Genomic DNA, 25,928 nt, shown 5'->3' on the forward strand with positions numbered 1-25,928 from the left:
CCCATTGGCATAATCGCGTCGACTCGTAGTGCGCTCGTAGGGACGGGCACCGCGAGACGCGCTTCGTTCGATCTAGGCGGCTTCATTGACGAGGATACGTAGGGCTTCGCCAGCACCATCGAGGCTATTGTCAAGCAGGACGGCATAAGCGGTGCTCCGCCCGCGATTCTTTTGGACACAAAATTGGGGTGGCAGTAGTGTCCCAACGTTAATCGAAGAGAATCAACTGGTTGGGATTTTCCAGTCAAGTCCCAAATCCGCTGTAAATTCGTCGGCCCTGCAAAACGCCCTCAAGCCGCATAGACACTGAGTTGGTGAGGTGATGTTGCGGGGTTGGAACTCCCGAAGATGAATCGGCTCGATGGGAATTCCTGGGAGTTTGGAGACGGATTTCGATGAGCACGCCGGACTTTTTCCGCGCCCGACTGGACCAGATGATCGACCTGCGCCACCCGCTGGCGGTGCTGGCCACACGCATGCCGTGGCAGCAGATCGAAGCGAGCGTGGCGCCGCTGCTGGCGCGCAAGGACCGGCGCGGGCGCAGCATCGAAGGTGCAGACCTGTTCGGCCCCACGGTGCAGGTGGTCGGCGCAGGCGTGAGCGCGGCAGGCCGCCCGCGCCTGGCGATCCGCTTGATGGTGTCGCTGCTGTACCTGAAGCATGCCTATGGTCTGAGCGACGAGGCCGTGGTCGAGCGCTGGGCCGAGAACGTGGTGTGGCAGTTCTTCAGCGGGCAGGAGTACTACGAGCCGCGCCTGCCGTGCGATGCCACGCAGATCGGGCGCTTCAGGCGGGTGCTGGGCGAGGCCGGCGTGGAGGAGTTGCTGGCCAAGACGATCGAGGCGGCCGTGCAGATGCGGGCGGTGCGCAAGAGCGAACTGCAGCGTGTGATCGTGGACACCACGGTGCAGGAGAAGGCGGTGGCCTATCCCACCGACAGCCGGCTGCTGGAAGTGGCGCGGGCCAAGGTGGTGCAACTGGCGCAGCGCGCCGGGCTGCGGCTGAAGCAGACCTTCGAGCGCGAGGGCCGCAGCCTGCGCCGGCGTGCCGGCGGCTATGCGCACGCCAAGCAGTTCAAGCGGCTGCGCCGGGTGCTCAAGCGCCAGCGCACCGTGCTCGGGCGCGTGCTGCGCGACGTGCAGCGCCAGATGCCGCAGTTGAGCCAGGCCGCGCGGCACAAGCTGCAGCCATGGCTGCAACGCGCGCAGCGCCTGCGCGAGCAGCGCCCCAAGGACAAAGGCAAGCTGTACGCGCTGCACGCCCCGGAGGTCGAGTGCATCGGCAAGGGCAAGGCCCGCCAGCCCTACGAGTTCGGCGTGAAGGTCAGCGTGGCGGTCACCGCCAAGCAGGGGCTGATGGTCGGAGCGCGCAGCTTCACCGGCAACCCCTACGACGGTCACACACTGGCCGAGCAGCTGGAGCAGACGACGATCCTGCTGCAAGACATCGCAGCCAAGCCCAAGGTGGCGATCGTGGATCTGGGCTACCGCGGGGTGGACGCGCAGCTCGGCGAGGTCGAGTTGGTGCATCGCGGCAAGCGCAAGATGCTCACGCCGGTGCAGCGGCGCTGGCTCAAGCGGCGCCAGGCGGTGGAGCCAGCCATCGGACACCTCAAGGCCGACCACGGCATGCGCCGGTGCTGGCTCAAGGGCGCCGAGGGCGATGCGCTGAACGCGGTGCTGTGCGCCGCGGGCTACAACATCGCCTGGCTGCTGCGGGCGATCGCCCGCCGTGGCATCCGGGCGGTTTTTTTATGGCTGCGCGCCTTGGGCCGGCTGTGCGCCGTGGCGGCGAACTTGGGCGTTCCGGGTCATCGCGCCGCGCTCGTCAGCTCACTGAGCTTTGCGAAATGAGTTTTGCAGGTCCGACTAATTGTAATGGGGGCTGTCAATAGCAAGATGGCATATTGTCGCGGGGATGTATCAAAAATGTTGCATTGGCGAGGCTGCGACGGGGGGCCGTGCATGCGGGTTACCCCCAGCGGAGCCCCCAGTGGAGTGACCCATCGGGATTGCACTCCGGGTGTAGGGTTGGCATACTATGCCAATCTTTCCTGCAAGGAGATCGTCATGCCGACGCGCAATGTTGTCCTCACCGATCACCAGGCCGCGCTGGTAGAGCATTTGGTCGCCAGCGGCCGCTACCAGAACGCCAGCGAAGTGCTGCGCGAGGGCTTGCGTCTTGTCGAACAACGCGAGGCCGAGGACGCCAGCCGCCTCGAAGCGCTGCGCGCCGCCGCCAAGGCGGGCATCGCCGATATCGAGGCGGGACGCTACAAGACGTTCGATACCAAGGAATCCTTGCGCGCTCACCTGAAGGCCGTGACAGCCCAAACGCTCGCCCAAGCATGAGCGAGCCGTGGCGCGTTCGCCTGGCCGCCAGTGCCGAGGCCGATCTGCTCGACATCGCGGCGTGGACGGCGGAGCGCTTCGGTTCCCGGCAGGCTGGGTACTACGTCGACACCGTGACACAAGCCATCGAGGCCTTGCACGAGGGGCCCGACATCCTGGGGGCCAAAGCGAGGGACGACATCGCGCCCGGCATTCGCACCCTGCATGTGGCGCGGCAGGGCAGAAAGGGCCGTCACTTCGTCGTGTTCCGGGTTGCCCCGGGGCGAGTCATCGAGGTGCTGCGCCTGCTTCACGACAGTATGGATCTGTCGAGGCATTGGCCGAACGATGACGCTGAAATCCAGTGAGACCGTGAGCAGCGGGGCTACAGCGTGCTCCTGCGGGGGCGGCGTGAAACGGACAAACGCCCGAAACTTTCCGCACTGGCCCGAAGGATTGCGCAGGGGTTCGGAAAATGAGTTCGAAATCGGTGGTTGACTGCACCACCAAATTCTCTGGCACTGTCAGCCAGAACCAAAAGCCCTTAGTCATCAGTGACCAAGGGCTTTTTTGTTGCCCGGCCTGGCCCGCCACAAACGTTTGGGTTCACATTTCTGGCGGGAGTGCACTTTGGCCGCTCAAGACGCGCGGTAGGCCAGCCTGCCTCCTGCGGCTGGTAGCGGTTTGCGGGCCACGTGGCTGTTCTGCATGGCGCCGGCATCGGTCAACTTGAATACCCTGACCAACTCGGCAAGCCGCGCAGACTGGTGCTTCAGGCTATCGGCCGCCGCCGCAGACTGTTCCACCAGAGCGGCGTTCTGCTGCGTCACTTGATCCAGCTGCTGGACCGCTTCGCCGACCTGGGAGATGCCGCTGGCCTGTTCCTGGCTGGCGGCCGTGATTTCGCCGATGAGCTCCGTCACCCGATTCACCTGCTGCACGATTTCGCCGACGCTGTGGCCCGCCTGAGTCACCAGGGCTGAGCCAGCCTCCACCCGTTCGACGCTGGCTGAAATCAGCTCCTTGATTTCCTTGGCTGCCGACGAACTCCTTTGCGCGAGGGTTCGAACCTCCCCGGCCACCACCGCGAAACCCCGGCCCTGTTCCCCGGCGCGCGCAGCCTCCACCGCCGCGTTGAGCGCCAGTATGTTGGTCTGGAACGCAATGCCGTCTATTACCGCGATGATGTCGGATATTTTCTGGCTGCTGCTTGTGATCTCTTGCATGGTGGCGACCACCTGGCCAACCACTTCGCCGCCCCGTGTGGCCGCCTTGCTTGCCCCTTGGGCAATGTGGCTGGCCTGTCGTGCGGTGTCGGCGTTCTGCTTGACGGTGACCGTCAACTGCTCCATGGACGCTGCCGTTTCCTCCAGGTTGGAGGCCTGCTCCTCCGTGCGCTGAGAAAGATCGGCGTTGCCCGTGGCTATTTCCGCAGAGCCCGTGGCGATGGAGTCGCTGCTTTGCCGAACCTCCGAGACGATCTTCACGAGGCTGTCGTTCATCGTGCCAAGGGCGCGCAGCAGGTCGGCGATTTCGTCCTTGCCACTGGCGTTGATCCTTGAGCTCAGATCCCCCTCCGCCACGCGTTGGGATACCAGCACCGCCTGGGCCAAGGGCTTTGTGATCGAGCGGGTTATCAGGATGGCGAGACCGATGCCTGTCAGCCCTGCCACGATCGCTGCCACGACCATCACCGCTTCCACGGTGACTTCCAGCGCCTCCGCACTCCGGAACTCCTCTGCGGCGACATCGATCTGCATCTGCACCAATTTTTGCAAGGCTTCGGCTGCCGGGGGCGCCAGAGGCGAAATCTTGTTCCGGTACAGCTCCTGGGCCCGGGCGGCATCGCCAGCTTCCAGTGCCGCTACCGCAGGGGCCAGACCCTGTGTCTCGTAGGCTTCCCGGGCGCGGGTGAAGGCCTCGGCCAGACGCTCCTCGTCAGGCGTCATGTTTGTGGCCTTGTAGGCCTGCCAGTGTTTCGCCAGGGCTTCGATGTTTCTGCGGAATTCGGTGATCCGCCGTTGCACGGAATCCGGGTCGTTTTGCACCAACGCGTCCAGAACCAGTACCCGGTTGCGTTGCAGCAGGTAGTCGACCCTGCCCAGGTCGCCCAACGGAACGGTCCTGTCTTCGTAAATGGTTTTGCTTTCTTCAAAAAGCTTCACCGCGCCAATGAAGCCTGTGGCGGCCATGCCCACGATCAGCATCAGCAACACGCCAAAGGCCATGCCAAGACGTGGACCGATTCTGAGGCTGGTGATGAAACCCATGTTGCACTCCTTATGGGAAGCCGGTGGTTGTTGGAAGGTGGTTGCAAGCAGCGCACGGGCGTGCCATTTACCGTCTGGGGTATAGTTTATGCCAATTTGTCCTAGACAAATAGAATTTAAGAAAAATGCTGACCATCGGTATGGCTGGCAAGATGGAGCGCTCATGGAGCGTTCCGTCCCGTTGGTACACATTGGGTCTATTTGAAAGGCGGGTGCTGAGCGGTCTGCGAGGCCGGAAAGCTGCCTACAGAACGGTCATGGGTTTGTCTGGCCACGCTTGGACAAATCCATGTTGTCAGTGTTTTGGCCGCGTATGCTCTAAGCTTCGTGAACCGTGCTGGCCTTGAGCCTGAGAAGAATGGTTTCAATGAGTGTGTTCAAAGATGGTCTTCCTTCCGGTGGGAGGTTGATCGACCAGCTGCTGCAGGATGCGCTGCACGCGGTGCGCATGCATCTGGGCTTGGAAGTGGCCTTCATTTCCGAGTTCACATCGGGCCGCCGCGTCTTCCGGTACGTGGACTCCGACGAGGCTTTCCGCCCCTTCAACGTTGGTGACGCCAATCCCCTGGAAGAAAGTTATTGCCAGCGTGTGGTGGACGGCCGTTTGCCCGAACTGATGAGCGATGCAGGCTGCGACCCTGAAGCACTGAAGCTGCCAGCGACTACGCAGATGCCGGTTGGCGCGCACATCGGTGTGCCCATCAGGTTGGGCCACGAGGTGTTTGGCACACTTTGCTGCTTCAGCCGCGAACCCAAGGAGTCACTCGATCAGCGTGACCTGCTGCTTGTTCGTCTCTACGCCGACTTTGTCGGCAGAATCCTCAGCCGCACAGTCCGGGACCAGCGGCAGGCGCTGGAACGCCACGAACGTATACGCCGGGTGCTGGACGAGGCCCAGTTCCATATGGTCTACCAGCCCATCATCCACGTTGGCATGAGCAAGCTGGTGGGGCACGAAGCGCTGACGCGGTTCACAGCGCCGCCGTTGCGCCCTCCGGACCAATGGTTCAACGAAGCAGCCGAGGTTGGGCTGCAAGTGGAACTGGAGCTGGCCGTCATACGGCGGGCGCTGGCCGACTTTGACCGATTTCCTGATGGAACCTATCTGTCTTTTAATGTCTCCCCGCAGACGATACTTGATGGCTCGGTCCTCGACATGCTGGCCGGGTACCCGCTTGACCGGTTGATGCTGGAGGTCACGGAGCACGCCTCCATTGAGGACTACAGCGTCATTGCAGAAAAGCTGGCCACGCTCCGCCAGCGGGGATTGCGCCTGGCTGTGGACGATGCTGGCGCGGGTTACGCAAGTTTTCGGCATATCCTGAAGCTCAAGCCTGACGTCATCAAGCTGGATGCGAGCCTGGTGGGCGCCATAGACAAGGATGGTGGCATACGCGCGCTGGCGGCTGCGTTGATTCGATTCGCCGAGGAAACCGGCAGCAAGGTGGTGGCCGAAGGTGTGGAAACAGAGCAGGAGTTGCAAGTGTTGCGCCAACTGAACGTCAACAAGGCGCAAGGCTATCTGCTGGGCCGCCCCTGCCCCATCGAGACACTGACGACGGCAGCAGGCCGGGGAACGTAACGTTTCTGGATTTGAGATTGAACATGCGGTACGTTGATGTTGACCGGCTGGAGACCTGGTCGCCCTACAGAAAGGGCATGTGCGAGCGTTGTGTGGCGAACTGTTGCACGATGCCGGTGGAGGTTCGTATGCCGGACCTGATCCGCCTGGGGCTGGTGGATCCGTTCGAGGCCGAACATGAGCCCTTCAAGCAAATTGCACGGCGTCTGATCAAAGCCGGGCAGGTCGATCACTTCAACCACAAGAACGAGTTGTTCACGCTGGCTCGCCGGGCCAACGGCGACTGCCATTTTCTCGATGCCAAGACCCGCCGTTGCCGGGTATACGAAAACCGGCCAGACACTTGTCGCAAGCATCCCCAAGTAGGGCCACGGCCGGGCCATTGCCCTTTTGGCGAGAAGCGGCAGCTTCCCTGAACACGCTGTTTTTGATTCCACTCCCCGCATATTTCTCGTGTTTCCTCTCAAGTAACGTGTAACTGTTTGATTTGATTGGGGGTGTGAGAGTTGCCCAAGATTCTTGTGGATAACTTTGTTGAAAAGAACTGAATCTGGCTCGGCGGCCCTTGAAAATCAAGGCCTTGCTTGGGTTGCATGCAATTTGAGCAGATTGGTAATGTGTATGTAAATCAACAACTTGCAAGAATGACTCTGGGGGTTGATGCGTGACCTGAGCAATTGCACTTCGCTGCGGTGCAGTACAGAAAAATGTGCATAAACACACCGATCAGGTGCCTGCAATGCCCTGGTTTTGTGCTAGGCCTTGGCCATTTGGGGATGATGCAGGAACCGATCCTGGCGTCAATGGACCAAGCAGCATGAATCTTCGCTCCTCCAGGTGGGCCGCCGTCTTGCTGACGCTGGCATTGGTGGGCTGTAGCGTGGTGACGCTGGCCTACAACCGCATTCCCACCATCCTCTACTGGCGCTTAGACAGCATGGTGGATTTGTCGTCTGCGCAAAGCGCGTGGTTGCGGCCGGAACTGGACAACTGGCACGCGTGGCACAGACGCGCCCAGCTACCCTCGTACGCCGATGCCCTGGCCCGCTGGCGGATCGCTGCCAGCCGCGATCTGCAGCCAGCCACTGTCTGTGAAGGCTTTGGGCTGATGCGCACCTGGGTGAACGACATGGTCGTGCAAGGCCTGCCGGCGCTTACCCGGCTGGCGCGGGAGTTGACGCCCGAGCAGGTGGACCACCTGCGGCGTCACTACCAGAAGGAGGACGACACCTTCCGGCAAGACTTCATGAACGGCAATGGCAGCCCGAGCCGCAAGCGTTTGGAGCGCGCCATCGACCGGGCAGAAACGTTTTACGGCACACTCACGGCCGAGCAGCGCCTGTGGGTGCGGCAGCGCATGCAGCAATCGGCATTCAAGCCTGATGTGACCCTTGCAGAGCGGCAGCGCCGCCAGCAGGACCTGCTGGACACATTGGCCGCCGTGCAGGCAGGTTCGAACCCGCTGCCCCTGTTGCAGGCCTACTGGTTTCGGGTGAACCGCGCGCCATCGACCGGGTATGACGCCTACGCCAAAGCCGTGGTTGACGATGGATGCGCCTTCATCGCCGAACTGCACAACCGTACCACGGCGCAGCAGCGCCAGCAGGCAGCGAACAAGCTGGGCGAATTCGAGCAGATATTCCGGGCACTGGCCGCCCAGCCCTGAGCGCACATAAAAAAACCCGCTGGGCTGGCCAGCGGGTTTTTACAGGACGCGGAGGCGTCAGGCAGATCACATGCCCATGCCACCCATGCCGCCCATGTCGCCCATGCCACCGGGCATGGCAGGAGCGTCTTCCTTCGGAGCCTCGGCCACCATGCACTCGGTGGTCAGCATCAGCGAAGCCACGGAAGCGGCGTTCTGCAGAGCAGTGCGGGTCACTTTCGTCGGGTCCAGAATGCCCATCTCGATCATGTCGCCGTAGGTGTCGTTGGCAGCGTTGAAGCCAAAGTTGCCTTTGCCTTCCAGCACCTTGTTGATCACCACGGACGGCTCGCCACCGGCGTTGCCCACGATCTCGCGCAGCGGGGCTTCGATCGCCTTCAGCACCAGCTTGATGCCGGCGTCCTGGTCGGCGTTGTCACCCTTGATGGTGCCAGCGGACTGCTTGGCGCGCAGCAGGGCCACGCCACCGCCAGCCACAATGCCTTCTTCCACGGCAGCGCGGGTAGCGTGCAGCGCGTCTTCCACGCGAGCCTTCTTCTCTTTCATTTCCACTTCGGTGGCGGCACCCACCTTGATCACTGCCACGCCGCCGGCCAGCTTGGCCACGCGCTCTTGCAGCTTCTCACGGTCGTAGTCGCTGGTGGCTTCTTCGATCTGGATGCGGATCTGCTTCACGCGGGCTTCGATGTCGGCAGCGGCACCGGCGCCATCGATGATGGTGGTGTTTTCCTTGCCCACTTCCACGCGCTTGGCTTGGCCCAGGTCGGCCAGGGTCACCTTTTCCAGGGTCAGGCCCACTTCTTCAGCGATGACCTTGCCGCCCGTCAGGATGGCGATGTCTTCCAGCATGGCCTTGCGGCGGTCGCCGAAGCCAGGTGCCTTCACAGCCACAACCTTCAGGATGCCGCGGATGGTGTTGACCACCAGGGTCGCCAGGGCTTCGCCTTCCACGTCCTCGGCAATGATCAGCAGCGGACGGCCAGCCTTGGCCACGGCTTCCAGCGTGGGCAGCAGGTCGCGGATGTTGCTGATCTTCTTGTCGAACAGCAGGATGAAGGGGTTGTCCAGCAGGGCGGCCTGCTTTTCGGGGTTGTTGATGAAGTAGGGCGACAGGTAGCCGCGGTCGAACTGCATGCCTTCGACCACGTCCAGCTCGTTCTGCAGGCTCTTGCCGTCTTCAACGGTGATCACGCCTTCCTTGCCGACCTTGTCCATCGCGTTGGCGATGATTTCGCCGATGGAGGAGTCGCTGTTGGCGGAGATGGAGCCAACCTGGGCGATTTCCTTGCTGGTGGTGGTGGGCTTGGAGGCCTTCTTCAGCTCGGCGATCAGGGCTTCCACAGCCTTGTCGATGCCGCGCTTCAGGTCCATCGGGTTCATGCCGGCGGCCACGTACTTCATGCCTTCGCGCACGATGGCCTGGGCCAGCACGGTGGCGGTGGTGGTGCCGTCACCAGCGTTGTCGGAGGTCTTGGAAGCGACTTCCTTGACCATCTGGGCGCCCATGTTCTGCAGCTTGTCCTTCAGCTCGATTTCCTTGGCCACGGACACCCCGTCCTTGGTCACTGTGGGGGCGCCGAAGGAGCGCTCCAGCACCACGTTGCGGCCCTTGGGGCCCAGGGTCACTTTCACGGCGTTGGCCAGGATGTTCACACCCTCAACCATGCGGGCGCGGGCTTCGCCGCCGAACACTACGTCTTTTGCTGCCATTTTTCAGGTTCCTTATTCAATACAGAGGGAGGAGGGCTTACTTCTCAACGACCGCGAACAGGTCGTCTTCCTTCATGACCAGCAGTTCGTCGCCATCGACCTTGACGGTCTGGCCGCTGTACTTGCCGAACAGCACGCGGTCGCCCACTTTCACGCTCAGGGCCTTGGTCTCACCCTTGTCGTTCGTCTTGCCCGGGCCCACAGCCAGCACTTCACCCTGGTCGGGCTTCTCTGCGGCGTTGTCGGGGATCACGATGCCCGAAGCGGTTTTGGTTTCGTTTTCCAGACGCTTGACGATCACGCGATCGGCGAGAGGACGAAGTTTCATGAGATCTCCTGTATCAGTGAGAGAAACGTTGGTTGGACGGTTCGTGGAGGCGTAGGCGTCAAGCCTGTTAGCACTCACCTCCAGCGAGTGCTAATGATAAGGGCGGAATCGCCGGTTTTCAAGAGTTGGGGCTTGATCCCTGGCAACGTTGTCGGGCTGGCGCTTGAGCCCTAACGTCGTGCCTGAAACAACAAACCCCGCCGCGGCGGGGTTTGTGTTGAAGAAGTGACGGTCAGAAACGGTGACGGATGCCGAGCGCAATGCTCGTGCTGTCCACGCCCGCTGCGCGGGTCACGCCGCCCAGGTAGCCGTTGCCGCCAGGCGCAGCCTGCCCCTTGGTCCCGTTGTCGAAGCGGGTGATCACGGCGTTGATGTCCGTGCGCTTGGACAGCGCATAGGTGTAGGCGACACCATAAGAGCTCACGTCGCCGTCGAATGCGGTCTTGTCGTTGCGCTTGCTGTAGGCGAACGTAACGGTGCTGGCGCCGAAGGGAATACGGTAGCCGATGTTGAAGAGGTGAGCGTCGACTTTGAAGGCGTTGATGTACGCGGTTTGGACGTCTGCTGCAACGGCGGCAAGCGCCCCGTTCAAGCTCACCAGAGTTTGGGCAAGGGTGGAGAAACCACTTGGGTTATCGTCCTTGTGGATCGAGTACAAGGCGCTCAGCTTGCCGGGGCCAACGTTCACCCAGCCCCCCAAGGTGGTCGTGGTCAACGACTTCTGGCCCACTTCGTTGTTCCGGGTGTTGTGACCCAAGCCAACGGCGTAGCCGTCGCCCTTGTACATAGCCATCGCACCGACCAGCCGATTGTTGGAGCTGGAGCTGCCAGTTTCACCCATGCCGATCATCAAAGAGGCTGTTACGCCCCCCGTCTGGATGCGGTACTGAAGGGCGTTACTTACACGGATGTCAAACCCCGCAGGGATGGCGGCCAACTGCCCAGCCGCCAGGGAGGACTGGGTTTCTGTGGCGTCGAAGGTTGCAGCAACCTCATAGCCCGGGGTGTACTGGCGGCCTGCGAGAACCGCTCCTACGGGGGTGATCAGCCCCACAAATGCTTGGCGGTCAAACTGATTGTTGGTTAGGTTGACGCCAAATGTGCTGCCAAGCAACGGGTTTACGCCGTTGACAGCGGCTGTGGTGAGTCCGTTGGTTGCCAGTCCGAGTGCCGCAGGCGTTGCAATCCGGTCAGGCACCTGACTGCCGGAAGCAGGACGGTTTGAAAGGCTGCCCGTATCCACCTCAAACCGGCTTTCCAGAGTGAAGATGGTCTTGTAGCCCCCGCCCAGGTCTTCGGTGCCCTTGAGGCCCCAGCGGGAACCTTCCATGATGCCGCTGGACAACTGTGTGACCGAGCCCTGCGCCAAGCCGGAGACGCGGGTGATGCCTGCGTCCACCAAGCCGTACAGCTGTACGTTCTGGGCGTGTGCAGCAGAGCCGAAAGAAAGGAGGGCGGCCGCACTCAGCGGCAACAGGCGGAAAACAGACGAAGCCGACTTGACCAAGGGTTTCATGTGCAAAGTCTCCAGCGTGGGTGGTTGTGATGACATGCTCATCGTAACGGCAGCGGGTGAGTGAAAACGAACGCCCGTGCTTTTTTAGGCAAAAAGCCCACAGGGGTTTTCCCGGGTGAGTGTGTGCAGCTTGATCTCTTGGTGTCATTGTTGATATTTGGGTTGGGGTTCGCCCTTAAGGGTTAACACCCAAAAAATGTCTCTTTTATGAAACAGTTCTGGCGCTTTTCATGGCCCATAAGTGGAAGAGCGTAGAAAACTCTGGTGCAATAGCTGAGCACCTTCTCTTTCGCGAGATCTGCCTGGCGCAGACAGTCTGCGCTGGTCCTTGAAACTTTTAGGGAAAATTTCAGATGAAAAAGTCTCTCATTGCTCTGGCCGTTCTGGCTGTTTCCGGCGCCGCCATGGCTCAGTCCAGCGTGACCGTGTACGGTATCGCTGACATTTGGTTTGGTTCTTCCAAGGTGTCTGGCGTCAATTCCCTTGACGCTAACGGCAACTATGACGCAACCAAGGACGGCGTTCGTCGCACCGTGCTGCAGAGCGGCGGTGTGAGCGGCAGCCGCTTCGGTTTCAAAGGTACCGAAGATTTGGGCGGTGGTCTGAAGGCGAACTTCCTGTTGGAGCAGGGCTTCAGCATTGATACCGGTGCCGCAACTGCAGGCCAAGCGTTCAGCCGCCAATCTTATGTGGGGCTGTCCGGTGGCTTCGGTGAAGTCAAGCTGGGTAAAATGTGGACCGCCTACGACGACATCAGCGGCGCTACCAACAGCGCATTTGACTCCGCTCTGGCAGCAGTGAATAACGTTTTCTTCAGCAACGGCTACAGCGCTAACCCGGCAAATGGCGTGTATTACGCAACTCCCTCCTTTGGTGGTTTCAGTGGTGCAGTAAGCTACGCCTTTGGCGAAGACAAAACTGCTGCTCTGAGTTCTTCCAATACTGTGGCATTCCACGCCAAGTATGAGGATGGCCCGATCTATGCTGGTGTTGCTTACCAGCGCCAAAAGCCCCAGGGTAGCGGAGCGTCTGACAAGTTCACCCGCATCAACGGTTCTTACGACTTTGGCCCCGCCAAGCTGCTGGCTAGCTACGGCAACGTGAAGGAAGATACTGGCGAGAAGACCAATGAATACCACATTGGTGTGGACGTTCCCCTGGGCGGTGCTCTGACACTGTCTGGTGGCTACGCTACTTCCAAGACCAAGCTGGCGGGCGCCACCGACAGCAAGCGTTCCGGCTATGGTATCGCCCTGGCATACGGTCTGTCCAAGCGCACTACTGTTTACACCGGCATCCACAGCTCTAAGAGCAAAGACGCTGCTGGTGTCGAAGATGGCAAGGCAACGATCTACGCTGTCGGTCTGAAGCACACCTTCTAATTCACAGCGGGCTTTGCCCGCTTGAGCAAGAGGGTTCATCAAGCCAGTCGGTTCACCGACTGGCTTTTTTGTTGTCTACGGGCAACAAAAGTGCGTGAAACCCCGGATTGACCAAGCTGTGTCACATGAGCTTGGCGTAATGGCTCCAGCCCCTTCCTGCAAGGGGTGAGTCGGGAGGGTGAAAGCTCCCGAAGTTCTTAACTCTGGAGCCTTTTCATGAAAAAAAGCCTGATTGCATTGGCCGTGCTGGCCGCTACCGGCGCCGCCATGGCGCAGTCTTCCGTCACCGTCTACGGCCGCGTCGATGCATCCCTCGGTAACGAAAAAACCACTACCCGCAACGCCGATGGCAGCATTGCCAGCGAGTTGAGTATGGCCAAGCAGTTCAACGGCAGCGACGCTGGCCTGACCGGAAGCCGTTGGGGTTTGATGGGGACCGAAGATCTGGGTGGTGGTCTGAAGGCCATCTTCAAGCTGGAGAACCGCTTCAACGTAGACACCGGGGCTTCTGCTGACCCTTACTTCAGCGGTGACGCCTACGTTGGCTTGTCCGGCAGCTTTGGTGCTGTCAAGCTTGGCCGCACTTACAGCGTGCTGGACGATGTGCGTGCCGTGGCCGTGAGCCAAAACGTGTTTGACTCTGCCTTCACGCCCACCAGCAGCGTGTACCGTGTGAACCGCGCTGGCACGGGCACCAGTTCGTCCAACGACTACAGCAGCAAGTCTGCCAACATGATTCGTTACGAGTCCCCGGTGTTTGGCGGCTTCAGTTTCGGCTTTAACTACGCCATGGACGAAAAGGTGACGGACGCCGACATCACCAAGAACGGCATGCGCAACACCGCGTTGATGGTTCGTTACAAGCAGGGGCCGCTGGATGTGGCGCTGGGCTACGCCAAAGAGGATATGTATTCCAGCCCGGCCAGCGATGTGAACGACCGCAAGTACACCGCACTGTCTGCCTCCTATGACTTTGGCGTCGTGCGGGTGTCTGGTGGGGTCAATCGCCGCAGTGGCGATACGCAAGTGGCCAACAACGCCACCCTGACGGATGGCAAGGACAGCGAATACACCCTGGGCCTGACGGTGCCGATGGGGGCATTTGCCTTCTCGGGTGGTTACGCCAGCAGCAAGGTGAAAGAGGCTGGTGCCACCGTTGCCAAGGCCTCTGGCTTTGGCCTGGGCATGACTTACAGCCTGTCCAAGCGCACCCGTTTGTACGCAGGCTACCGCGACTACGCCACCAAAGACGCTGCAGGCGTCAAGCGTTCGGAAAACCGTCTGTACGCTGCCGGCATCCGTCATGACTTCTGATCAGGGTTTTTTGTATTGACTCTGTCATGAAACCCCGTTAAAGAGGGGTGCCGTCGCGGCGCCCCTTGTGTTGCAAAAACACAACCAAATGCCCTTGAATCTTGCCAAATGGGTGGGGGTGTGAGGGTTGCTCTGGTTTAATTCCTTCAGCTTCCCGCGACGGAAGTCAGGTCGGCAAGGTACTGCCAGCCGATCGAAGTCGTTTCAAACCTAGGAGAACCCTCAATGAAAAAGAGCCTGATCGCTCTGGCCGTTCTGGCCGCTTCCGGCGCCGCGATGGCCCAGTCTTCCGTTGAACTGTATGGCCGCCTGGACGCCAGCTTGGTGAGCACCTCCACCAAAATCAATGGCGTGAAGCAGTACCCCGCTACCAAGACCGGTATCGAGTCCAGCCAGCTGAACACCCAGTTCTGGGGTCTGCGTGGCACCGAGGATCTGGGCGGTGGTCTGAAGGCTATCTTCAAGCTGGAAAGCAACTTCAACATCGACAACGGTGCTGTGGATGCTAATGGCATGTTTGCACGTGAAGCCAACGTTGGTTTGGCGGGCGGCTTCGGTTCCGTCAAGCTGGGCCGTAACTACACCGCTTACGACTCCCTGGCTGGTGCAACCAACCACACTTGGAACTCCAACATCAACGTGTGGGGCACTGTTGCTAACACCGGTCTGGCTAACTACGCTGGTCGTGTCAACCACTCTGTGATTTACGACTCTCCGAACTTCTCGGGTTTCAGCGGCTCCTTCAGCTACGCTTTCGGTGAAGACAAGACGGCTGCTCTGTCTGCTTCGGACAACACCAGCATGCAGGTTCGCTATGCCAATGGTCCGCTGTTGGTTGGTTTTGGTTACCAAAAACAAGAAGTTCAGAACGCTGCTGACATCAAGTACAACATTCTGGGTGCTTCTTACGACTTCGGCGTTGCGAAGCTGACTGGTTCTTACCAGACCGGCAAGCAAGGTGCTACCAAAGACAAAGACTATCAACTGGGCGTGAGCATGCCCTTTGGTGCATACGCTGTGGCACTGGGCTATGCCAAGAGCAAGAGCGAAACCGCTGGCGTGAAGCTGGATGGTAGCGGCTACGCCCTGGTGGGTACCTACAACCTGTCCAAGCGCACGACCGCCTACGTGGGCTACGAGAACACCAAGGTTGAATCTGCTGGTGGTGCTACCACCACCAAGGTTTCCAACCTGGCTGTTGGCGTCCGCCACACCTTCTGATGACTGCGGTCGCAAGACCGCTTTCTTCGGACAGTGCCAAAACCGCCTGGCTTGCCAGGCGGTTTTTTTTGTACCCTTGGCAGCATGACGTATTTTGACCATTGGGGCACAGAAGTGCGGGTGCTGCACACCCACATCTCCACGGTGGTGCTGGCGAGCGACTTGGCCTACAAGTTCAAGAAGCCGGTGAAGCTGCCCTTCCTGGACTTTTCTACGCTGGAAGCCCGGCGCCATTACTGCGAGGAAGAGTTGCGGTTGAACCGCCGCACGGCACCAGATCTGTACCTGGACGTGTTGCCGGTGAGCACCCGTGCCGATGGCGCCTTGGTGCTGGGTGCAACGGCCAATGCCCCCGTGACCGATTGGGTGCTGCGCATGCGGCGCTTCCCCGCAGAGGCCGTGTGGTCGCACATGGCGGCCAACGGACAATTGAACGATGCTCGGGTGGATGCCCTGGCTGCCCACGTGGCGGCTTTTCACACGGCGCAGGAGCCGATGCCGCCCAATTGGGCACCCGCCAAAGACGTCGACGCCTGGACCGAAGACAGCCTGGATGCCATTGCGCGCCACCCGGGCCGGCCGACCTGGCTCACTCTTGAGCGACATACCAGGCTGCGGGAGCAGATAGGCCATCGCCTAGCTGGGCTGGAACCCTGGCGGCACAGACGCCAGGCACAAGGCTGGGTTCGGGAGTGCCATGGCGACCTGCACCTGGCCAACCTGGTGGAATGGCAGGGGAGGCAGGTGGCCTTCGATGCCATCGAGTTCGAGCCAGACCTGCGCTGCATCGACGTGATGAACGATGCGGCCTTCGCATTCATGGATTTGCTGGCGCACGGCTTGCCCGCATTGGCCTGGCGTTTTGTGAATGCCTATGTGGAGCACACGGGCGACTTTGACGGCCTGACGGGGTTGCACGCCTTTGCCACGTACAGGGCGCTGGTGCGGGCGAACGTGGCGCTTTTGAGCAATGCGCCGCCCGAAGTGTTTGAGCGCTACTGGCTGCTGGCCGAACACCTGGCGGCGCCGCCACGCACCCCGGCTGTGCTGGTGACGATGGGTTTGAGCGGCTCGGGGAAGTCCACACTGGCGCAGGAATTGGTGGCCCTGCTCGCCTTGCAGGGGGTGGGCGCGGTGCGGGTGCGGTCAGACGTGGAACGCAAGCGCCTGTGCGGCCTGCCCGCCACGGCCAGGCCAGGGCCGGATATCTACAACCCGGAGGCCACCCGGCAAACCTATGCCCGTTTGGCCGAGGTTGCGCGCGTGCTGGTTGCTGCCGGCCTGGTGGCGGTGGTGGATGCGGCGTTTCTGCGCCAGGCGGAGCGCGACGCCATGCGTGAACTGGCGCAGCAGGCAGGCGCGCGTTTCGTGCTGCTGGAGTGTGTGGCTTCGCAGGAACGTATGCAGGCCAGGCTCATTACCAGGCAAGCCGAAGGGCGTGACGCATCAGACGCCACGCCCCAGGTGTTGGCGCAGCAGATGGCGTTTGCAGAACCCGTTCCCCCGGACTGGGCCGCTTGGCACGTGTGCGTGACCAACGACGGAACGCTGGAAGACCTGCAGACCCAGGCGCGCGCCTGGGCGGATGCCTTCAACTCAACCCGCTGACCGGCACCGCGGCGCCATGAACGGCGCGTGCTGCGTCGGACGCAAGGAACCCGATAACGGCGGCCAGGTCGGCCGGGGCCACCCAGCGGCTGGGGTCGGCGCCGGGCATGGCAGCGCGGTTCGGTGGGGTGTCGATGATGGTCGGCAGCACACAGTTGACGTTGATGCCCTGCTCGCGCAGTTCCGCCGCCATGGATTCGGTCAGCCGGATGACGGCGCTCTTGCTGGCGCAGTAGGCGCCCATCTGGCCCAGCCCCTTCTGCGCGGACGCTGCGCCCACGTTGACGATCTTTCCGCTGCCCTGTGCCAGCATGTGCGGCACGGTGGCGCGCACGGCATTGAGCAGCGTGCGGGTGTTCAGGTTGAACATCGCGTCCCAGGTCTCGTCGTCCAGGGTGTGGACCGGGTCACCCATGGCAAAACCGCCCGCAATGTTGGCCAGCACGTCGATGCGACCAAAGTGTTGCATGGCGGCGGCCACGGCTTGTTCCGTTGCTTCGCGGCTCAGCAGGTCGGTGGGCAGCGTGAGCATGCGTTTGGCGTCCAGCTCGGGCGGGATGGCGCTTTGCAGTGCAAGCTTGCTCACGTCAACCAGCGCCAGGTTGGCGCCCTGGCTGGCAAAGTGCTGCGCCACGGCGCGACCCAGGTGGCCGGCGGCGCCAGTGATGAGGACGGTGCGGTTTGTGGTGGTCATGGTTTGCAACCTGGAAGGGTCAGCCTCGCTTCTGGCTGTGGTAGCTGCCGTCGCCGCGCGTGAGCACGGTGTCGCCGGGCAGGAGCTGGCCTGGGGGCAGGGGCGCCTGACGGGCCACTTCTTCGTACAGCGGGCCGAAGTCCACCTGGGCGAGGGCAAGCAGGTCTTCCAGCTTGTCGAGCACGAAGTAGGTTTCCTGGAAGTCGTCAATGCGGTAGAGGCTGCGCATGACGCGGGGCAGATCGAACAGCACCCGGTTGGGCGAGGGCGAGTCTAGGCTGAAGATGCTTTCGCTGTACGACGAGGCGATGCCGCCGCCGTAGATGCGCAGGCTGTTGCCCTGGCGCACCAGGCCGAACTCCACGGTGTACCAGTACACCCGGGCCAGCATGTCCAAGTGGCCCAGTTGCTGTGCGCGCAGGCCGCCTTCGCCGTAGGCCTGGATGAAGTCGGCCATGATGGGGTTCATCAGCATGGGGACGTGGCCGAACACGTCGTGGAACACGTCGGGTTCTTCCAGGTAGTCAAGCTGGTCGGCCCGGCGGATGAACTGGCCTGCCGGGAAGCGCCGGTGGGCCAGGTGGTTGAAGAAGACATCGTCGGGCACCAGGCCGGGCACGGCCACCACCTGCCAGCCGGTGTGTTTCATCAACACCTCGCTCATGCGGCGAAAGTCGGGAATGCGGTCTGCGGCGATGGGCAAGGCCTTCATGCCTGCCACGAATTCATCGCAGGCACGGCCTTCGAGCAGGCGCATCTGACGTTCGTACAGGGTTTGCCAGACGGCGTGTTCGGCCAGGGTGTAGTTGTCCCAGCCCTGATCGATGGTCCAGTCTGCGGTGGCGGGGCGTCCGGCAGCGCCAGCGGCCAGACCATGTTTGACGGGGGGAGGGAGGGTGTCGGCAAGCATGGCTGGCCTCCTTGGGGAAGGGCGCGTGGTCAGCCGCCCAGGCTGGCGGCTGCTTCGTTTACCCACTGCGCAAATTCGATGTCGCGGGCCGTCAGGCCCCCGGCGTCGTGGGTGGTGAAGGTGATGTCCACGCGGTTGTAGACGTTGAACCACTCGGGGTGGTGGTTGCGCTGCTCGGCGGCCAGGGCCACACGGGTCATGAAGCCGAAGGCAGCGTTGAAATCCTTGAACACGAACCGCCGCTCGATGGCATGGCTTTCTTCGTCAAACCGCCATTGCGGCACCAGGGCCAGCTGGGCTTGCAGGGCCTGGCCATCGAGCTTGTTCATGTGTGGGACTCCTTGTGTTTGGGGTTGTCAGGCAGGGGTTTTCTCGACCTGGATGGCGCCGCGGCGGATCTGGTCGCGTTCCAGGCTTTCGAACAGCGCCTTGAAGTTGCCTTCGCCGAAGCCTTCGTCGGCCTTGCGCTGGATGAACTCGAAGAACACCGGGCCCAGCAGCGTCTGGCTGAAGATTTGCAGCAGCAGGCGTTTTTCGCCGTTGGCGGTGGAGCCGTCAAGCAGGATGCCGCGTGCCTGCAGCTCGGCCGTGGGCTCGCCGTGGCCGGGCAGCCGCTCGTTGAGCATTTCGTAATAGATGTCGTTGGGGGCAGTCATCAGCGGAATGCCTGCCATCTGTAGGGCGTCCACGCTGGCCAGGATGTCGTCCGTCAGCAGGGCGATGTGCTGGATGCCTTCGCCATTGAACTGCATGAGGAATTCTTCGATCTGGCCGCCGTTCTTGCCTGACTCTTCGTTCAGCGGGATACGGATCAGGCCATCGGGCGCGGTCATGGCCCGGCTTGTCAGGCCGGTGTACTCGCCCTTGATGTCGAAGTAGCGGATTTCGCGGAAGTTGAAGATGCGCTCGTAGAAGCTGCCCCAGAAGGCCATGCGCCCACGGTAGACGTTGTGGGTGAGGTGGTCGATGAGTTTGAAGCCGTGGCCCACGGGGTGGCGGCTGGCGGGGTCTTCAAAGCCGGGCAGGAACTCGAAGTCGATGTCGTAGATGCTCTTGCCGTCTTCGTAACGGTCGATGAGGTACAGCGGCGCGCCGCCAATGCCCTTGATGGCGGGCAGGCGCAACTCCATGGGGCCGGTGGGAATTTCGATGGGCTGGGCGCCCAGTTCCAGGGCACGGGCGTAGGCCTTGTGCGAGTCTTTCACGCGGAAGGCCAGGCCGCAGGCGCTGGGGCCGTGCTCGGCGGCGAAGTAGCCCGCCAGGCTCTTCGGCTCGCGGTTGACGATGAAGTTGATGCCGCCCTGGCGGTAGAGCACCACGTCCTTGGAGCGGTGCTTGGCCACCAGGGTGAAGCCCATTTTCTCGAACAGAGGTTCGAGCACGTTGGGGGCAGGGGAGGCGAATTCGACGAACTCGAAACCGCACAGGCCCATGGGGTTGTCAAACAGGTCGGCCATGGTGGTGCTCCTTGAAACGATTGAAGCCGAAACTTTATGCCACCATCGGCGCAATGGGTTTGCATAAAGCCACCAGGGAAACCACTATTTGTGCAATCATTCCTCTTTTATTTCGCCAAAGGGGATGATTGATTGCATGACTTTGAGTTGGATCAAATAGACCGGCGCATTCTGGCCCACTTGCAGGCGCATGGCCGGGTGTCGAACCTGGAGCTGGCCGAGGCGGTGCACCTGTCGCCTGCGCAATGCAACCGGCGTCACCGGCGGCTGGAGGAGCGTGGCTATGTGCGCCGCTACGAAGCCCGGCTGGATGCTGCGAAGGTAGGGCTGGGGGTGCTCGCCTTTGTGCACGTGACCATGGAGCGTGGGCACATACGCGAGGTGGTGAAGTTCCGTGACGTGGTCAGCGGGTTGACGCAGGTGCAGGAGTGCTACGCCGTGACCGGCGACTTCGACTACGTGCTGAAGGTGGTGGCGCGCGACCTGAAGGCGCTGTCGGACTTTTTGTTGGGCACGCTGGCGCAGTTGCCAGGGGTCAACGGCGTGCGGTCGAGTGTGTGCCTGGACGAGGTGAAATGCACCAGCGCGCTGCCGCTGGACGCGTGAACGTCAGCGTTTGCGCAGGCCCAGCCACATGACGGTGCCCACCACCATCAGGCCGCCCGCCACCTGAATGGGGGCAATGGTCTGGCCCAGAAGGGCCCAGGCCAGTACCAGGGCGAAGATGGGCTCGATGTTCATGATGGCCGAATTGCCCACCACACCCAGGCGCGGCAGTACCGTGAACATGATGGTGAAGGCAGTGCCGTAGAGGAAGGTCAGGCCCATGAGGCCCCACCAGCCCGCTGCAGCGTTGGGCAGATGCAGCCCGCCTTGTGCGAACGTGCCTGCCAGCGCCAGCACGCCCACGATCCCCATGGTGCTGAAGGTGCGCAGGCGCCCGTCGAGGTCGCCCGCTTCGTGCTGGGTGAGGACCAGGGCCAGGCCGAAGGTGGCTGCGGCCGCCATGGCAAACGCAACCCCCGTGCCGATCTGGCTCCAGTGGCCGGTGGTGCCCAGGCCGGACGATGCGCCCGACACATCCAGCGCCAAGGCCAGGCCGAGCAGCATGATGGGCATCGCCCTGACCACGCGCGGCTCGGGCCGGTGCCGGTAGACCACGCGTGCCCACAGTGCTGTCCACAGCGGGTAGGTGTTGAACGCCAGCAAGGCCAGCGCCACGGGCAGCCTGGCCACGGAGGAATACAGGCACAGGCTCTGCACGGCCACCAGCGCGCCAATGGCGGGCAGGGCCTTGCGGTGGCGTGCCGTCAAGCGAACGGGAACCTGGTAGAACAGAAGCAGCCCGCCCACCACCAGCGCCGTGACCCCGCTGCGGAAGGTCACGGCGGTGGCCACGTCCACGCCGTGGTCGAAGGCAATGCGTGCTGCCACATGGTTCGCCCCCATCATGAAGGCGATCAGCAGCAGCGTGGCAAAAGCCGCGCCGGACAGGTGTCCGGCGGCGGGCAGGGTGCGGGCAGTCATGCCCGGATTGTGATGTATGCCAAGGCTGCGGTCAGCGGCTGTACTTGGCGATCAGCGCGCGGGCCTCGGCGGCCAGCTTCTTGCCGTCGATGCCTTTCTTGGCCACTTCAGCCACCCAGTCGCTTTCCACCGTGCTCGCCGTGCGCAGCCAGCGCTGGGTCTCGGCAATGTCCAGCGCAACGATGTTGTTGCCAGCCTTGACGGCGATCTCGCGCCCGGCCTTGTCGCCCTCGTCCATGGCTCGGCCGAACAGCGCAGCGGTCTCGATGCCGGAGTTGTCGTCGATGATCTTCTTGAGGTCGGCGGGCAGCTTCTCGTAGGAACCTTTGTTCATGCTGAAGGCGAAGGTCTGGGTGTACAGCCCCTTGTCGCCAGCGAACGTGGTGTGGTTGCGCACCAGTTCATGCACTTTCAGCGACGGTGCGACTTCCCATGGAATCGTGGTGCCGTCGATGACGCCCTTGGACAGGGCTTCGGTCACGGCGGGCACGGGCATGCCAACGGGCGAGGCGCCGAGCTTGGTGAGCATGTTGTTGATGATGCGCGAACCGCCGCGCACCTTCATGCCGCGCAGGGTCTCCAGGCCGGTCACGGGCTGCTTGGTGTGGAACAGGCCAGGGCCATGGGTGTGCACGGCAATCAGCTTGACGTCCTTGAACTCGTCGGCAGCGTACTTTTCCACGTATTCCTGGATGGCCTTGGAGGAACTCTCGGCGTTGCCGCTCATGAAGGGCAGCTCAAACACTTCGGTCTTGGGGAAGCGGCCAGGCGTGTAGCCCAGCACGGTCCAGGTCAGGTCAACCACGCCGTCCTTGGCCTGGTCGAACAGTGTGGCGGGAGAACCGCCGCCGAGTTGCATGGCATGAAACAGCTGAACCTTGATCCTGCCGCCCGATTCCTTCTCGACCTTCTGGGCCCAGGGCACCAGCGCGCGGGCGGGGATGGTCGCCTGCGCGGGCAGCATCTGGTGCAGGCGCAAGGTGACTTGCTGGGCCGCAGCCTGACCCGACAGGGTGGCCATGGCGGCAGCGGCCAACATGGCAAGGGTGGTGCGGCGTTTCAGAAATTTCATCGTTGTCTCCTTATAAGTGATGAGTTGCCGTAGCAGCGTGAATAGTCGTGCCAGTTTGCTCAAAGGTCAAGCACAAGACGCGGGCTCTTGCTGCGCGAGCAGCAGGGCAGGAACTGGTCGTTGGCGGCGTGCTCGTCCGGGGTGAGGTAGTGGTCCCGGTGGTCGGGCGTGCCGCTGATCACCCTTGTGAGGCAGGTGCCGCACACGCCCTGTTCGCAGGACATGGGGATGTCGATGCCTGCGTCCAGCAGCGCCTGCAAAGGTGTCTTGTCTGCTGCCACGGGTATGACGCGGCCCGAGCCCGCCAGTTCCAGTTCGAAACTGCCATCGTCGGCTTGCTTCGAGGGGGCCGCGCCGAAGAACTCGTAGTGCAGACGGGATTCGTCCCAGGCGGCGTCGCGCGCCGTCTTGAGCACGGCGTCCATGAAGCCCTGCGGCCCGCACACGTACAGGTGCGTGCCAGCGGGCGCCTGCCGGAGCAGCGCGGCAATGTCCAGACGCTGCTCTGGCGGGCCGTCGTCGAAATGGAAGTGTGCGCGGCTGGCGTAGGGCGAGTTGCTGATGCGCTCAATGAACGCCATGCGGTCGCGGGAGCGTGTGGCGTAGTGCAGCTCGAAGCTGGCGCCCTGGGCGGCCAGAGTCTCTGACATTGCCAGCAGTGGCGTGACGCCAATGCCGCCCGCGAGCAGCAGGTGGTGCGGCGCGCTTTCGGCCAGCGGGAAGTGGTTGCGTGGCGCGCTGATCTGCAACTCGGTGCCTTCGTGCACCAATTCATGCACGGCTTGCGAACCACCGCGCGAGGCTGCGTCGCGCAGCACGGCGATGACATAGCGGCCTGCTTCGCTGGGCGCGTTGCACAGCGAGTATTGGCGCACCAGCCCGTTGCCGGGCAGGTGCACGTCAATGTGTGCACCGGCCGTGAAGGCGGGCAGATGCCCCTCCACGGGTTCCAGTACCAGGCTGCAAATGTCCTGCGCTTCCACGTGCTTGCGTATCACGCGCACGTGCAGGGGCGTTGCGGGTTGGCTCATGTCAGACCTGCGGTGCCTGCTCGGTGGAGATCAGCCTGTCAATGACGCGGCGTGCCTGCACACCGCCTGCGTCGATGTTGAGCTTGAGCAGCTTGCGTTCCGGGAACGCGCTCAGGTTGGCCTGCTGGCGCTCCAGCATTTCAAGATCCTCGCCGAAGATCTTGCCCTGGCCCTCGCGGATCTGGTCGGTCAGTGCGGTGTCTTGTGGGTTGAACTTGCGCGCCATGCCCCAGTGGTACCACATGGAGGTGTCTGTCTCGGGGGTGATGAAGTCAACCACCACGCTGTAGACCTTGTGTTCGGCCGGGGCGTCGTAGCCTCCGTGGCCAGCGTGCGCCACACCCACTTCAATCATCACGTGGCTGGGCGGGGTGAAGCGGCAGATTTGCCAGCGGTCCACCGGCACGTCGTCGGCCAGACCTTTGGCGCGCAGAGCAGCGCGCCAGAACGGCGGCGCGGGAATGTTTTCCATGAAGCGGCTGGTCACCACCTCGTCGCCGTTGACCACCGTCTTGCACGGGGTTTCGTCGATCTCGGGCTGGCCGATGCTGGTGGAGTGCACGTAGGTTTCGTGCGTCAGGTCCATCAGGTTGTCGATCATCAGACGGTAGTCGGCCTTGACGTGGTACAGGCCGCCGCCGTAGGCCCATTCCGGGTTGTCGTACCACTCCATGTGCGGGATCAAGGCGGGGTCGGCGCGTTCGGCATCGCCCGTCCACACCCAGATGAAGCCGTAGCGTTCCTGCACCGGGTAGCTCTTGATGGCGGGGAAACCCTGCACGCGCTGGCCGGGCATGGCGATGGTCTTGCCGTCGCGGCCCATTTCCAGGCCGTGGTAGCCGCACACCAGCTTGCCTTTGCACACGTAGCCCAGCGACAGCGGTGCGCCGCGGTGCGGGCAGAAATCCTCCACCGCTGCGACCTGGCCGTTGTCATCGCGGTAGAACACGATGCTTTCGTTGCAGATCTTGCGGCCCAGGGGCTTGGCGTCAATGTCGTGCGCGGCGCAGGCCACGTACCAGGTGTTTTTTGGGAACATGTGCGGTCTCCTTCATTCAGTATGCTGAATGTCATTCATTGTACTGAATGACGTGCCAAGAAAAAAGGCATCACGCCTCGGGGTTTTCCCGGGGCGTGCTCTCGTTCTGGCCTGCCAGGCGGACGAACTTGCGCAGCAGCCGCAGGAATTCCACCTGCTCCTGGGGGGTGAGTGGTTGCAGCAGCTGGCGGTACATGTCGTTCACGTGCGGCAGCATGTTGTCCAGCACCGCCTGGCCTTCCGGGGTGAGTGTGAGGCTGCGCTGGCGCCTTGGCAACAGCTCGCGCGCGATCCAGCCCTTGCTTTCCAGGCGGGTGGCAATGTCGGCGGTGGTGGAGGTGTCCAGCGCAACGCGCTGGGCCAGCGTGACCTGGTCGATGCCTGGGTTGTCCTGCAGCGCGCGCAGAATGGCGTATTGCACTGGGGTGACGTGCCTGCCGTGGGTCTCGTGGAAGGTGGAGACGGCGATCTGGTGCGCGCGGCGCATCAGGTGTCCTGGCTCGGCGTGCAACTCCAGTGTGTCGTCCGGGATGGGGCTGGCTGCTACGTCGGCATGAGGTGCAGGGGCCTTGGGGGCGGGGGGAGGTGTGGACGCTGCGCGGCGGGCGGCTGGCATGGCGGGCAATGGTTGGACGGAGACGTGCGGACTATAAGGCAACGGCCAGCCAGCAAAAAAGCACTTGGGTGTTCTGGACGGACTGTTGAGAATATAATGAAGCCTTATATAAGGCCGATGCGGGCCTTCAGCGGCATCCCGCATCCCCAACATCCTTTACACACCCAAGAAGTCATCAGGATGGCAATTAATACCCGGGGTTTTTTTTACATCCAGCAAGTAGAACAGTTGGTGCACCAGTGTCTGGAAGAGGTGCTGCAGCCGCATGGCATGACTGCGGGGCAGTATCTGGTAATGAGCCTGGTCGCACACCATGAACCCCTTTCGTCGGCAGAGTTGTCTCGGCTGGCTCGCAAGACAGCGCAGTCCATGGGGGAGTTCGTCAAAACCCTGGAATACAAGGGCTGGCTGGAGCGGCGGGACGATCCGGGCAACCGCCGCGTTTTGTTGATTTCGACGACCGAACTGGGCCGCACGGTACTGATGCGGTGCGAGGCGGCCGTTGACGAAGCTGAGCGGAATTTTTTCAGCTGTTTGCAACCAGAGGAACTGGCTACCTTGCGGCATGCGTTGAGCCGCCTGCGCAACGCGGCACACCTGCGGCAACAGCAGGAAGCGTGATAGGGCCGTCAGGCTGTGGCCCTCATCATGGGGG

Annotated in this window: 25 protein-coding genes and 1 pseudogene; 12 read left to right on the top strand and 14 right to left on the bottom strand. The window is 62.2% G+C overall.

Annotation, left to right across the window (positions count from 1 at the left end; translation table 11 throughout):
• A pseudogene (locus ACYVHH_RS11345) lies at positions 1 to 195 on the bottom strand (hypothetical protein); the annotation flags it as partial.
• 200 nt (positions 196 to 395) lie between these two features.
• On the opposite strand from ACYVHH_RS11345, the gene ACYVHH_RS11350 reads away from it, so the two are divergent.
• From ACYVHH_RS11350 to ACYVHH_RS11360, 3 genes are all read left to right on the top strand, one after another.
• Positions 396 to 1,853 carry an IS5 family transposase gene (locus ACYVHH_RS11350; RefSeq protein WP_460565285.1) on the top strand — a complete coding sequence of 486 codons (1,458 nt, stop codon included), beginning with the start codon at positions 396 to 398 and terminating at the stop codon, positions 1,851 to 1,853.
• 216 nt (positions 1,854 to 2,069) lie between these two features.
• Positions 2,070 to 2,351, top strand: a complete 282-nt coding sequence (locus ACYVHH_RS11355) for a type II toxin-antitoxin system ParD family antitoxin (protein ID WP_062196849.1) — start codon at positions 2,070 to 2,072, stop codon at positions 2,349 to 2,351.
• On the top strand, positions 2,348 to 2,698 hold the full coding sequence (locus tag ACYVHH_RS11360) for a type II toxin-antitoxin system RelE/ParE family toxin (protein ID WP_062196848.1): 351 nt from the start codon (positions 2,348 to 2,350) through the stop codon (positions 2,696 to 2,698). The genes ACYVHH_RS11355 and ACYVHH_RS11360 overlap by 4 nt, the downstream gene beginning before the upstream one ends.
• A 270-nt stretch (positions 2,699 to 2,968) precedes the next feature.
• Here the strand turns inward: ACYVHH_RS11360 and ACYVHH_RS11365 are convergent, their stop codons facing one another.
• Positions 2,969 to 4,600, bottom strand: a complete 1,632-nt coding sequence (locus tag ACYVHH_RS11365; RefSeq protein ID WP_460565286.1) for a methyl-accepting chemotaxis protein — start codon at positions 4,598 to 4,600, stop codon at positions 2,969 to 2,971.
• Positions 4,601 to 4,967: 367 nt separating this feature from the next.
• On the opposite strand from ACYVHH_RS11365, the gene ACYVHH_RS11370 reads away from it, so the two are divergent.
• From ACYVHH_RS11370 to ACYVHH_RS11380, 3 genes are all read left to right on the top strand, one after another.
• Entirely contained in the window at positions 4,968 to 6,182 is a 1,215-nt protein-coding gene (locus ACYVHH_RS11370; protein ID WP_460565287.1) for a sensor domain-containing phosphodiesterase, read from the top strand.
• A 23-nt stretch (positions 6,183 to 6,205) separates the two neighbouring features.
• Positions 6,206 to 6,598 carry a YkgJ family cysteine cluster protein gene (locus ACYVHH_RS11375; RefSeq protein WP_460565288.1) on the top strand — a complete coding sequence of 131 codons (393 nt, stop codon included), beginning with the start codon at positions 6,206 to 6,208 and terminating at the stop codon, positions 6,596 to 6,598.
• Positions 6,599 to 6,999: 401 nt separating this feature from the next.
• Entirely contained in the window at positions 7,000 to 7,848 is an 849-nt protein-coding gene (locus ACYVHH_RS11380) for a DUF6279 family lipoprotein (RefSeq protein WP_460565289.1), read from the top strand.
• A gap of 66 nt (positions 7,849 to 7,914) precedes the next feature.
• On the opposite strand, the gene groL is transcribed toward ACYVHH_RS11380, so the two are convergent.
• From groL to ACYVHH_RS11395, 3 genes are all read right to left on the bottom strand, one after another.
• Positions 7,915 to 9,558, bottom strand: a complete 1,644-nt coding sequence (gene groL, locus ACYVHH_RS11385; RefSeq protein ID WP_460565290.1) for a chaperonin GroEL — start codon at positions 9,556 to 9,558, stop codon at positions 7,915 to 7,917.
• A 37-nt stretch (positions 9,559 to 9,595) separates the two neighbouring features.
• The gene (gene groES, locus ACYVHH_RS11390; RefSeq protein ID WP_050715183.1) at positions 9,596 to 9,886 is read right to left on the bottom strand and encodes a co-chaperone GroES; all 291 of its coding nucleotides are present in this window, start codon (positions 9,884 to 9,886) and stop codon (positions 9,596 to 9,598) included.
• A gap of 232 nt (positions 9,887 to 10,118) precedes the next feature.
• Positions 10,119 to 11,402, bottom strand: a complete 1,284-nt coding sequence (locus ACYVHH_RS11395; RefSeq protein WP_460565291.1) for a porin — start codon at positions 11,400 to 11,402, stop codon at positions 10,119 to 10,121.
• Between the two features lie 353 nt (positions 11,403 to 11,755).
• On the opposite strand from ACYVHH_RS11395, the gene ACYVHH_RS11400 reads away from it, so the two are divergent.
• The 4 genes from ACYVHH_RS11400 to ACYVHH_RS11415 all read left to right on the top strand — a co-directional run bounded on the left by ACYVHH_RS11400 (position 11,756) and on the right by ACYVHH_RS11415 (position 16,927).
• A complete protein-coding gene (locus ACYVHH_RS11400) occupies positions 11,756 to 12,784 on the top strand; it encodes a porin (protein ID WP_460565292.1) in 1,029 nt (342 codons plus the stop codon).
• Between the two features lie 216 nt (positions 12,785 to 13,000).
• Complete coding sequence (locus ACYVHH_RS11405) at positions 13,001 to 14,098, top strand: porin (protein WP_460565293.1); 1,098 nt, start codon at positions 13,001 to 13,003, stop codon at positions 14,096 to 14,098.
• 225 nt (positions 14,099 to 14,323) lie between these two features.
• Complete coding sequence (locus ACYVHH_RS11410) at positions 14,324 to 15,319, top strand: porin (RefSeq protein ID WP_460565294.1); 996 nt, start codon at positions 14,324 to 14,326, stop codon at positions 15,317 to 15,319.
• An 84-nt stretch (positions 15,320 to 15,403) separates the two neighbouring features.
• Entirely contained in the window at positions 15,404 to 16,927 is a 1,524-nt protein-coding gene (locus ACYVHH_RS11415) for a bifunctional aminoglycoside phosphotransferase/ATP-binding protein (protein WP_460565295.1), read from the top strand.
• Here the strand turns inward: ACYVHH_RS11415 and ACYVHH_RS11420 are convergent.
• From ACYVHH_RS11420 to hppD, 4 genes are read right to left on the bottom strand one after another with little or no spacing between them, the layout of a single operon-like run.
• Complete coding sequence (locus ACYVHH_RS11420; RefSeq protein WP_460565296.1) at positions 16,911 to 17,621, bottom strand: SDR family NAD(P)-dependent oxidoreductase; 711 nt, start codon at positions 17,619 to 17,621, stop codon at positions 16,911 to 16,913. The two genes, ACYVHH_RS11415 and ACYVHH_RS11420, sit on opposite strands and share 17 nt — an antisense overlap.
• A gap of 19 nt (positions 17,622 to 17,640) precedes the next feature.
• Entirely contained in the window at positions 17,641 to 18,531 is an 891-nt protein-coding gene (gene phhA / locus ACYVHH_RS11425; RefSeq protein WP_460565297.1) for a phenylalanine 4-monooxygenase, read from the bottom strand.
• A gap of 29 nt (positions 18,532 to 18,560) precedes the next feature.
• On the bottom strand, positions 18,561 to 18,860 hold the full coding sequence (locus ACYVHH_RS11430) for a 4a-hydroxytetrahydrobiopterin dehydratase (RefSeq protein ID WP_460565298.1): 300 nt from the start codon (positions 18,858 to 18,860) through the stop codon (positions 18,561 to 18,563).
• A gap of 27 nt (positions 18,861 to 18,887) precedes the next feature.
• Positions 18,888 to 19,988, bottom strand: coding sequence for a 4-hydroxyphenylpyruvate dioxygenase (hppD, locus tag ACYVHH_RS11435; RefSeq protein WP_460565299.1), 1,101 nt, complete (start codon positions 19,986 to 19,988; stop codon positions 18,888 to 18,890).
• A 132-nt stretch (positions 19,989 to 20,120) separates the two neighbouring features.
• Between hppD and ACYVHH_RS11440 the strand changes: the two genes are divergently transcribed.
• On the top strand, positions 20,121 to 20,594 hold the full coding sequence (locus ACYVHH_RS11440) for an Lrp/AsnC family transcriptional regulator (protein WP_460565300.1): 474 nt from the start codon (positions 20,121 to 20,123) through the stop codon (positions 20,592 to 20,594).
• Positions 20,595 to 20,597: 3 nt separating this feature from the next.
• Here ACYVHH_RS11440 and ACYVHH_RS11445 read toward each other — a convergent pair whose 3' ends face one another.
• The 5 genes from ACYVHH_RS11445 to ACYVHH_RS11465 form a co-directional block, all read right to left on the bottom strand.
• A complete protein-coding gene (locus ACYVHH_RS11445) occupies positions 20,598 to 21,515 on the bottom strand; it encodes a DMT family transporter (RefSeq protein ID WP_460565301.1) in 918 nt (305 codons plus the stop codon).
• A 31-nt stretch (positions 21,516 to 21,546) separates the two neighbouring features.
• A complete protein-coding gene (locus ACYVHH_RS11450) occupies positions 21,547 to 22,587 on the bottom strand; it encodes a TRAP transporter substrate-binding protein (protein WP_460565303.1) in 1,041 nt (346 codons plus the stop codon).
• A 59-nt stretch (positions 22,588 to 22,646) separates the two neighbouring features.
• Positions 22,647 to 23,618: a PDR/VanB family oxidoreductase gene (locus ACYVHH_RS11455; protein WP_460565304.1), complete on the bottom strand. Its 972-nt coding sequence runs from the start codon at positions 23,616 to 23,618 to the stop codon at positions 22,647 to 22,649.
• Between the two features lies 1 nt (position 23,619).
• Positions 23,620 to 24,657, bottom strand: coding sequence for an aromatic ring-hydroxylating dioxygenase subunit alpha (locus ACYVHH_RS11460; protein ID WP_460565305.1), 1,038 nt, complete (start codon positions 24,655 to 24,657; stop codon positions 23,620 to 23,622).
• Between the two features lie 70 nt (positions 24,658 to 24,727).
• Positions 24,728 to 25,144, bottom strand: coding sequence for a MarR family winged helix-turn-helix transcriptional regulator (locus tag ACYVHH_RS11465; RefSeq protein ID WP_460565388.1), 417 nt, complete (start codon positions 25,142 to 25,144; stop codon positions 24,728 to 24,730).
• A gap of 225 nt (positions 25,145 to 25,369) precedes the next feature.
• Between ACYVHH_RS11465 and ACYVHH_RS11470 the strand changes: the two genes are divergently transcribed.
• Positions 25,370 to 25,894, top strand: a complete 525-nt coding sequence (locus ACYVHH_RS11470) for a MarR family winged helix-turn-helix transcriptional regulator (protein WP_460565306.1) — start codon at positions 25,370 to 25,372, stop codon at positions 25,892 to 25,894.
• Positions 25,895 to 25,928: the final 34 nt, after the last annotated feature.

Source organism: Hydrogenophaga aquatica (assembly GCF_054780915.1).

Coding starts and splice junctions, on each gene's coding strand:
- ACYVHH_RS11350 (WP_460565285.1), top strand. CDS start 396: ATGAGCACGCCGGACTTTTTCCGCGCCCGACTGGACCAGATGATCGAC.
- ACYVHH_RS11355 (WP_062196849.1), top strand. CDS start 2,070: ATGCCGACGCGCAATGTTGTCCTCACCGATCACCAGGCCGCGCTGGTA.
- ACYVHH_RS11360 (WP_062196848.1), top strand. CDS start 2,348: ATGAGCGAGCCGTGGCGCGTTCGCCTGGCCGCCAGTGCCGAGGCCGAT.
- ACYVHH_RS11365 (WP_460565286.1), bottom strand. CDS start 4,600: ATGGGTTTCATCACCAGCCTCAGAATCGGTCCACGTCTTGGCATGGCC.
- ACYVHH_RS11370 (WP_460565287.1), top strand. CDS start 4,968: ATGAGTGTGTTCAAAGATGGTCTTCCTTCCGGTGGGAGGTTGATCGAC.
- ACYVHH_RS11375 (WP_460565288.1), top strand. CDS start 6,206: ATGCGGTACGTTGATGTTGACCGGCTGGAGACCTGGTCGCCCTACAGA.
- ACYVHH_RS11380 (WP_460565289.1), top strand. CDS start 7,000: ATGAATCTTCGCTCCTCCAGGTGGGCCGCCGTCTTGCTGACGCTGGCA.
- groL (WP_460565290.1), bottom strand. CDS start 9,558: ATGGCAGCAAAAGACGTAGTGTTCGGCGGCGAAGCCCGCGCCCGCATG.
- groES (WP_050715183.1), bottom strand. CDS start 9,886: ATGAAACTTCGTCCTCTCGCCGATCGCGTGATCGTCAAGCGTCTGGAA.
- ACYVHH_RS11395 (WP_460565291.1), bottom strand. CDS start 11,402: ATGAAACCCTTGGTCAAGTCGGCTTCGTCTGTTTTCCGCCTGTTGCCG.
- ACYVHH_RS11400 (WP_460565292.1), top strand. CDS start 11,756: ATGAAAAAGTCTCTCATTGCTCTGGCCGTTCTGGCTGTTTCCGGCGCC.
- ACYVHH_RS11405 (WP_460565293.1), top strand. CDS start 13,001: ATGAAAAAAAGCCTGATTGCATTGGCCGTGCTGGCCGCTACCGGCGCC.
- ACYVHH_RS11410 (WP_460565294.1), top strand. CDS start 14,324: ATGAAAAAGAGCCTGATCGCTCTGGCCGTTCTGGCCGCTTCCGGCGCC.
- ACYVHH_RS11415 (WP_460565295.1), top strand. CDS start 15,404: ATGACGTATTTTGACCATTGGGGCACAGAAGTGCGGGTGCTGCACACC.
- ACYVHH_RS11420 (WP_460565296.1), bottom strand. CDS start 17,621: ATGACCACCACAAACCGCACCGTCCTCATCACTGGCGCCGCCGGCCAC.
- phhA (WP_460565297.1), bottom strand. CDS start 18,531: ATGCTTGCCGACACCCTCCCTCCCCCCGTCAAACATGGTCTGGCCGCT.
- ACYVHH_RS11430 (WP_460565298.1), bottom strand. CDS start 18,860: ATGAACAAGCTCGATGGCCAGGCCCTGCAAGCCCAGCTGGCCCTGGTG.
- hppD (WP_460565299.1), bottom strand. CDS start 19,988: ATGGCCGACCTGTTTGACAACCCCATGGGCCTGTGCGGTTTCGAGTTC.
- ACYVHH_RS11445 (WP_460565301.1), bottom strand. CDS start 21,515: ATGACTGCCCGCACCCTGCCCGCCGCCGGACACCTGTCCGGCGCGGCT.
- ACYVHH_RS11450 (WP_460565303.1), bottom strand. CDS start 22,587: ATGAAATTTCTGAAACGCCGCACCACCCTTGCCATGTTGGCCGCTGCC.
- ACYVHH_RS11455 (WP_460565304.1), bottom strand. CDS start 23,618: ATGAGCCAACCCGCAACGCCCCTGCACGTGCGCGTGATACGCAAGCAC.
- ACYVHH_RS11460 (WP_460565305.1), bottom strand. CDS start 24,657: ATGTTCCCAAAAAACACCTGGTACGTGGCCTGCGCCGCGCACGACATT.
- ACYVHH_RS11465 (WP_460565388.1), bottom strand. CDS start 25,144: ATGCGCCGCGCGCACCAGATCGCCGTCTCCACCTTCCACGAGACCCAC.
- ACYVHH_RS11470 (WP_460565306.1), top strand. CDS start 25,370: ATGAAGCCTTATATAAGGCCGATGCGGGCCTTCAGCGGCATCCCGCAT.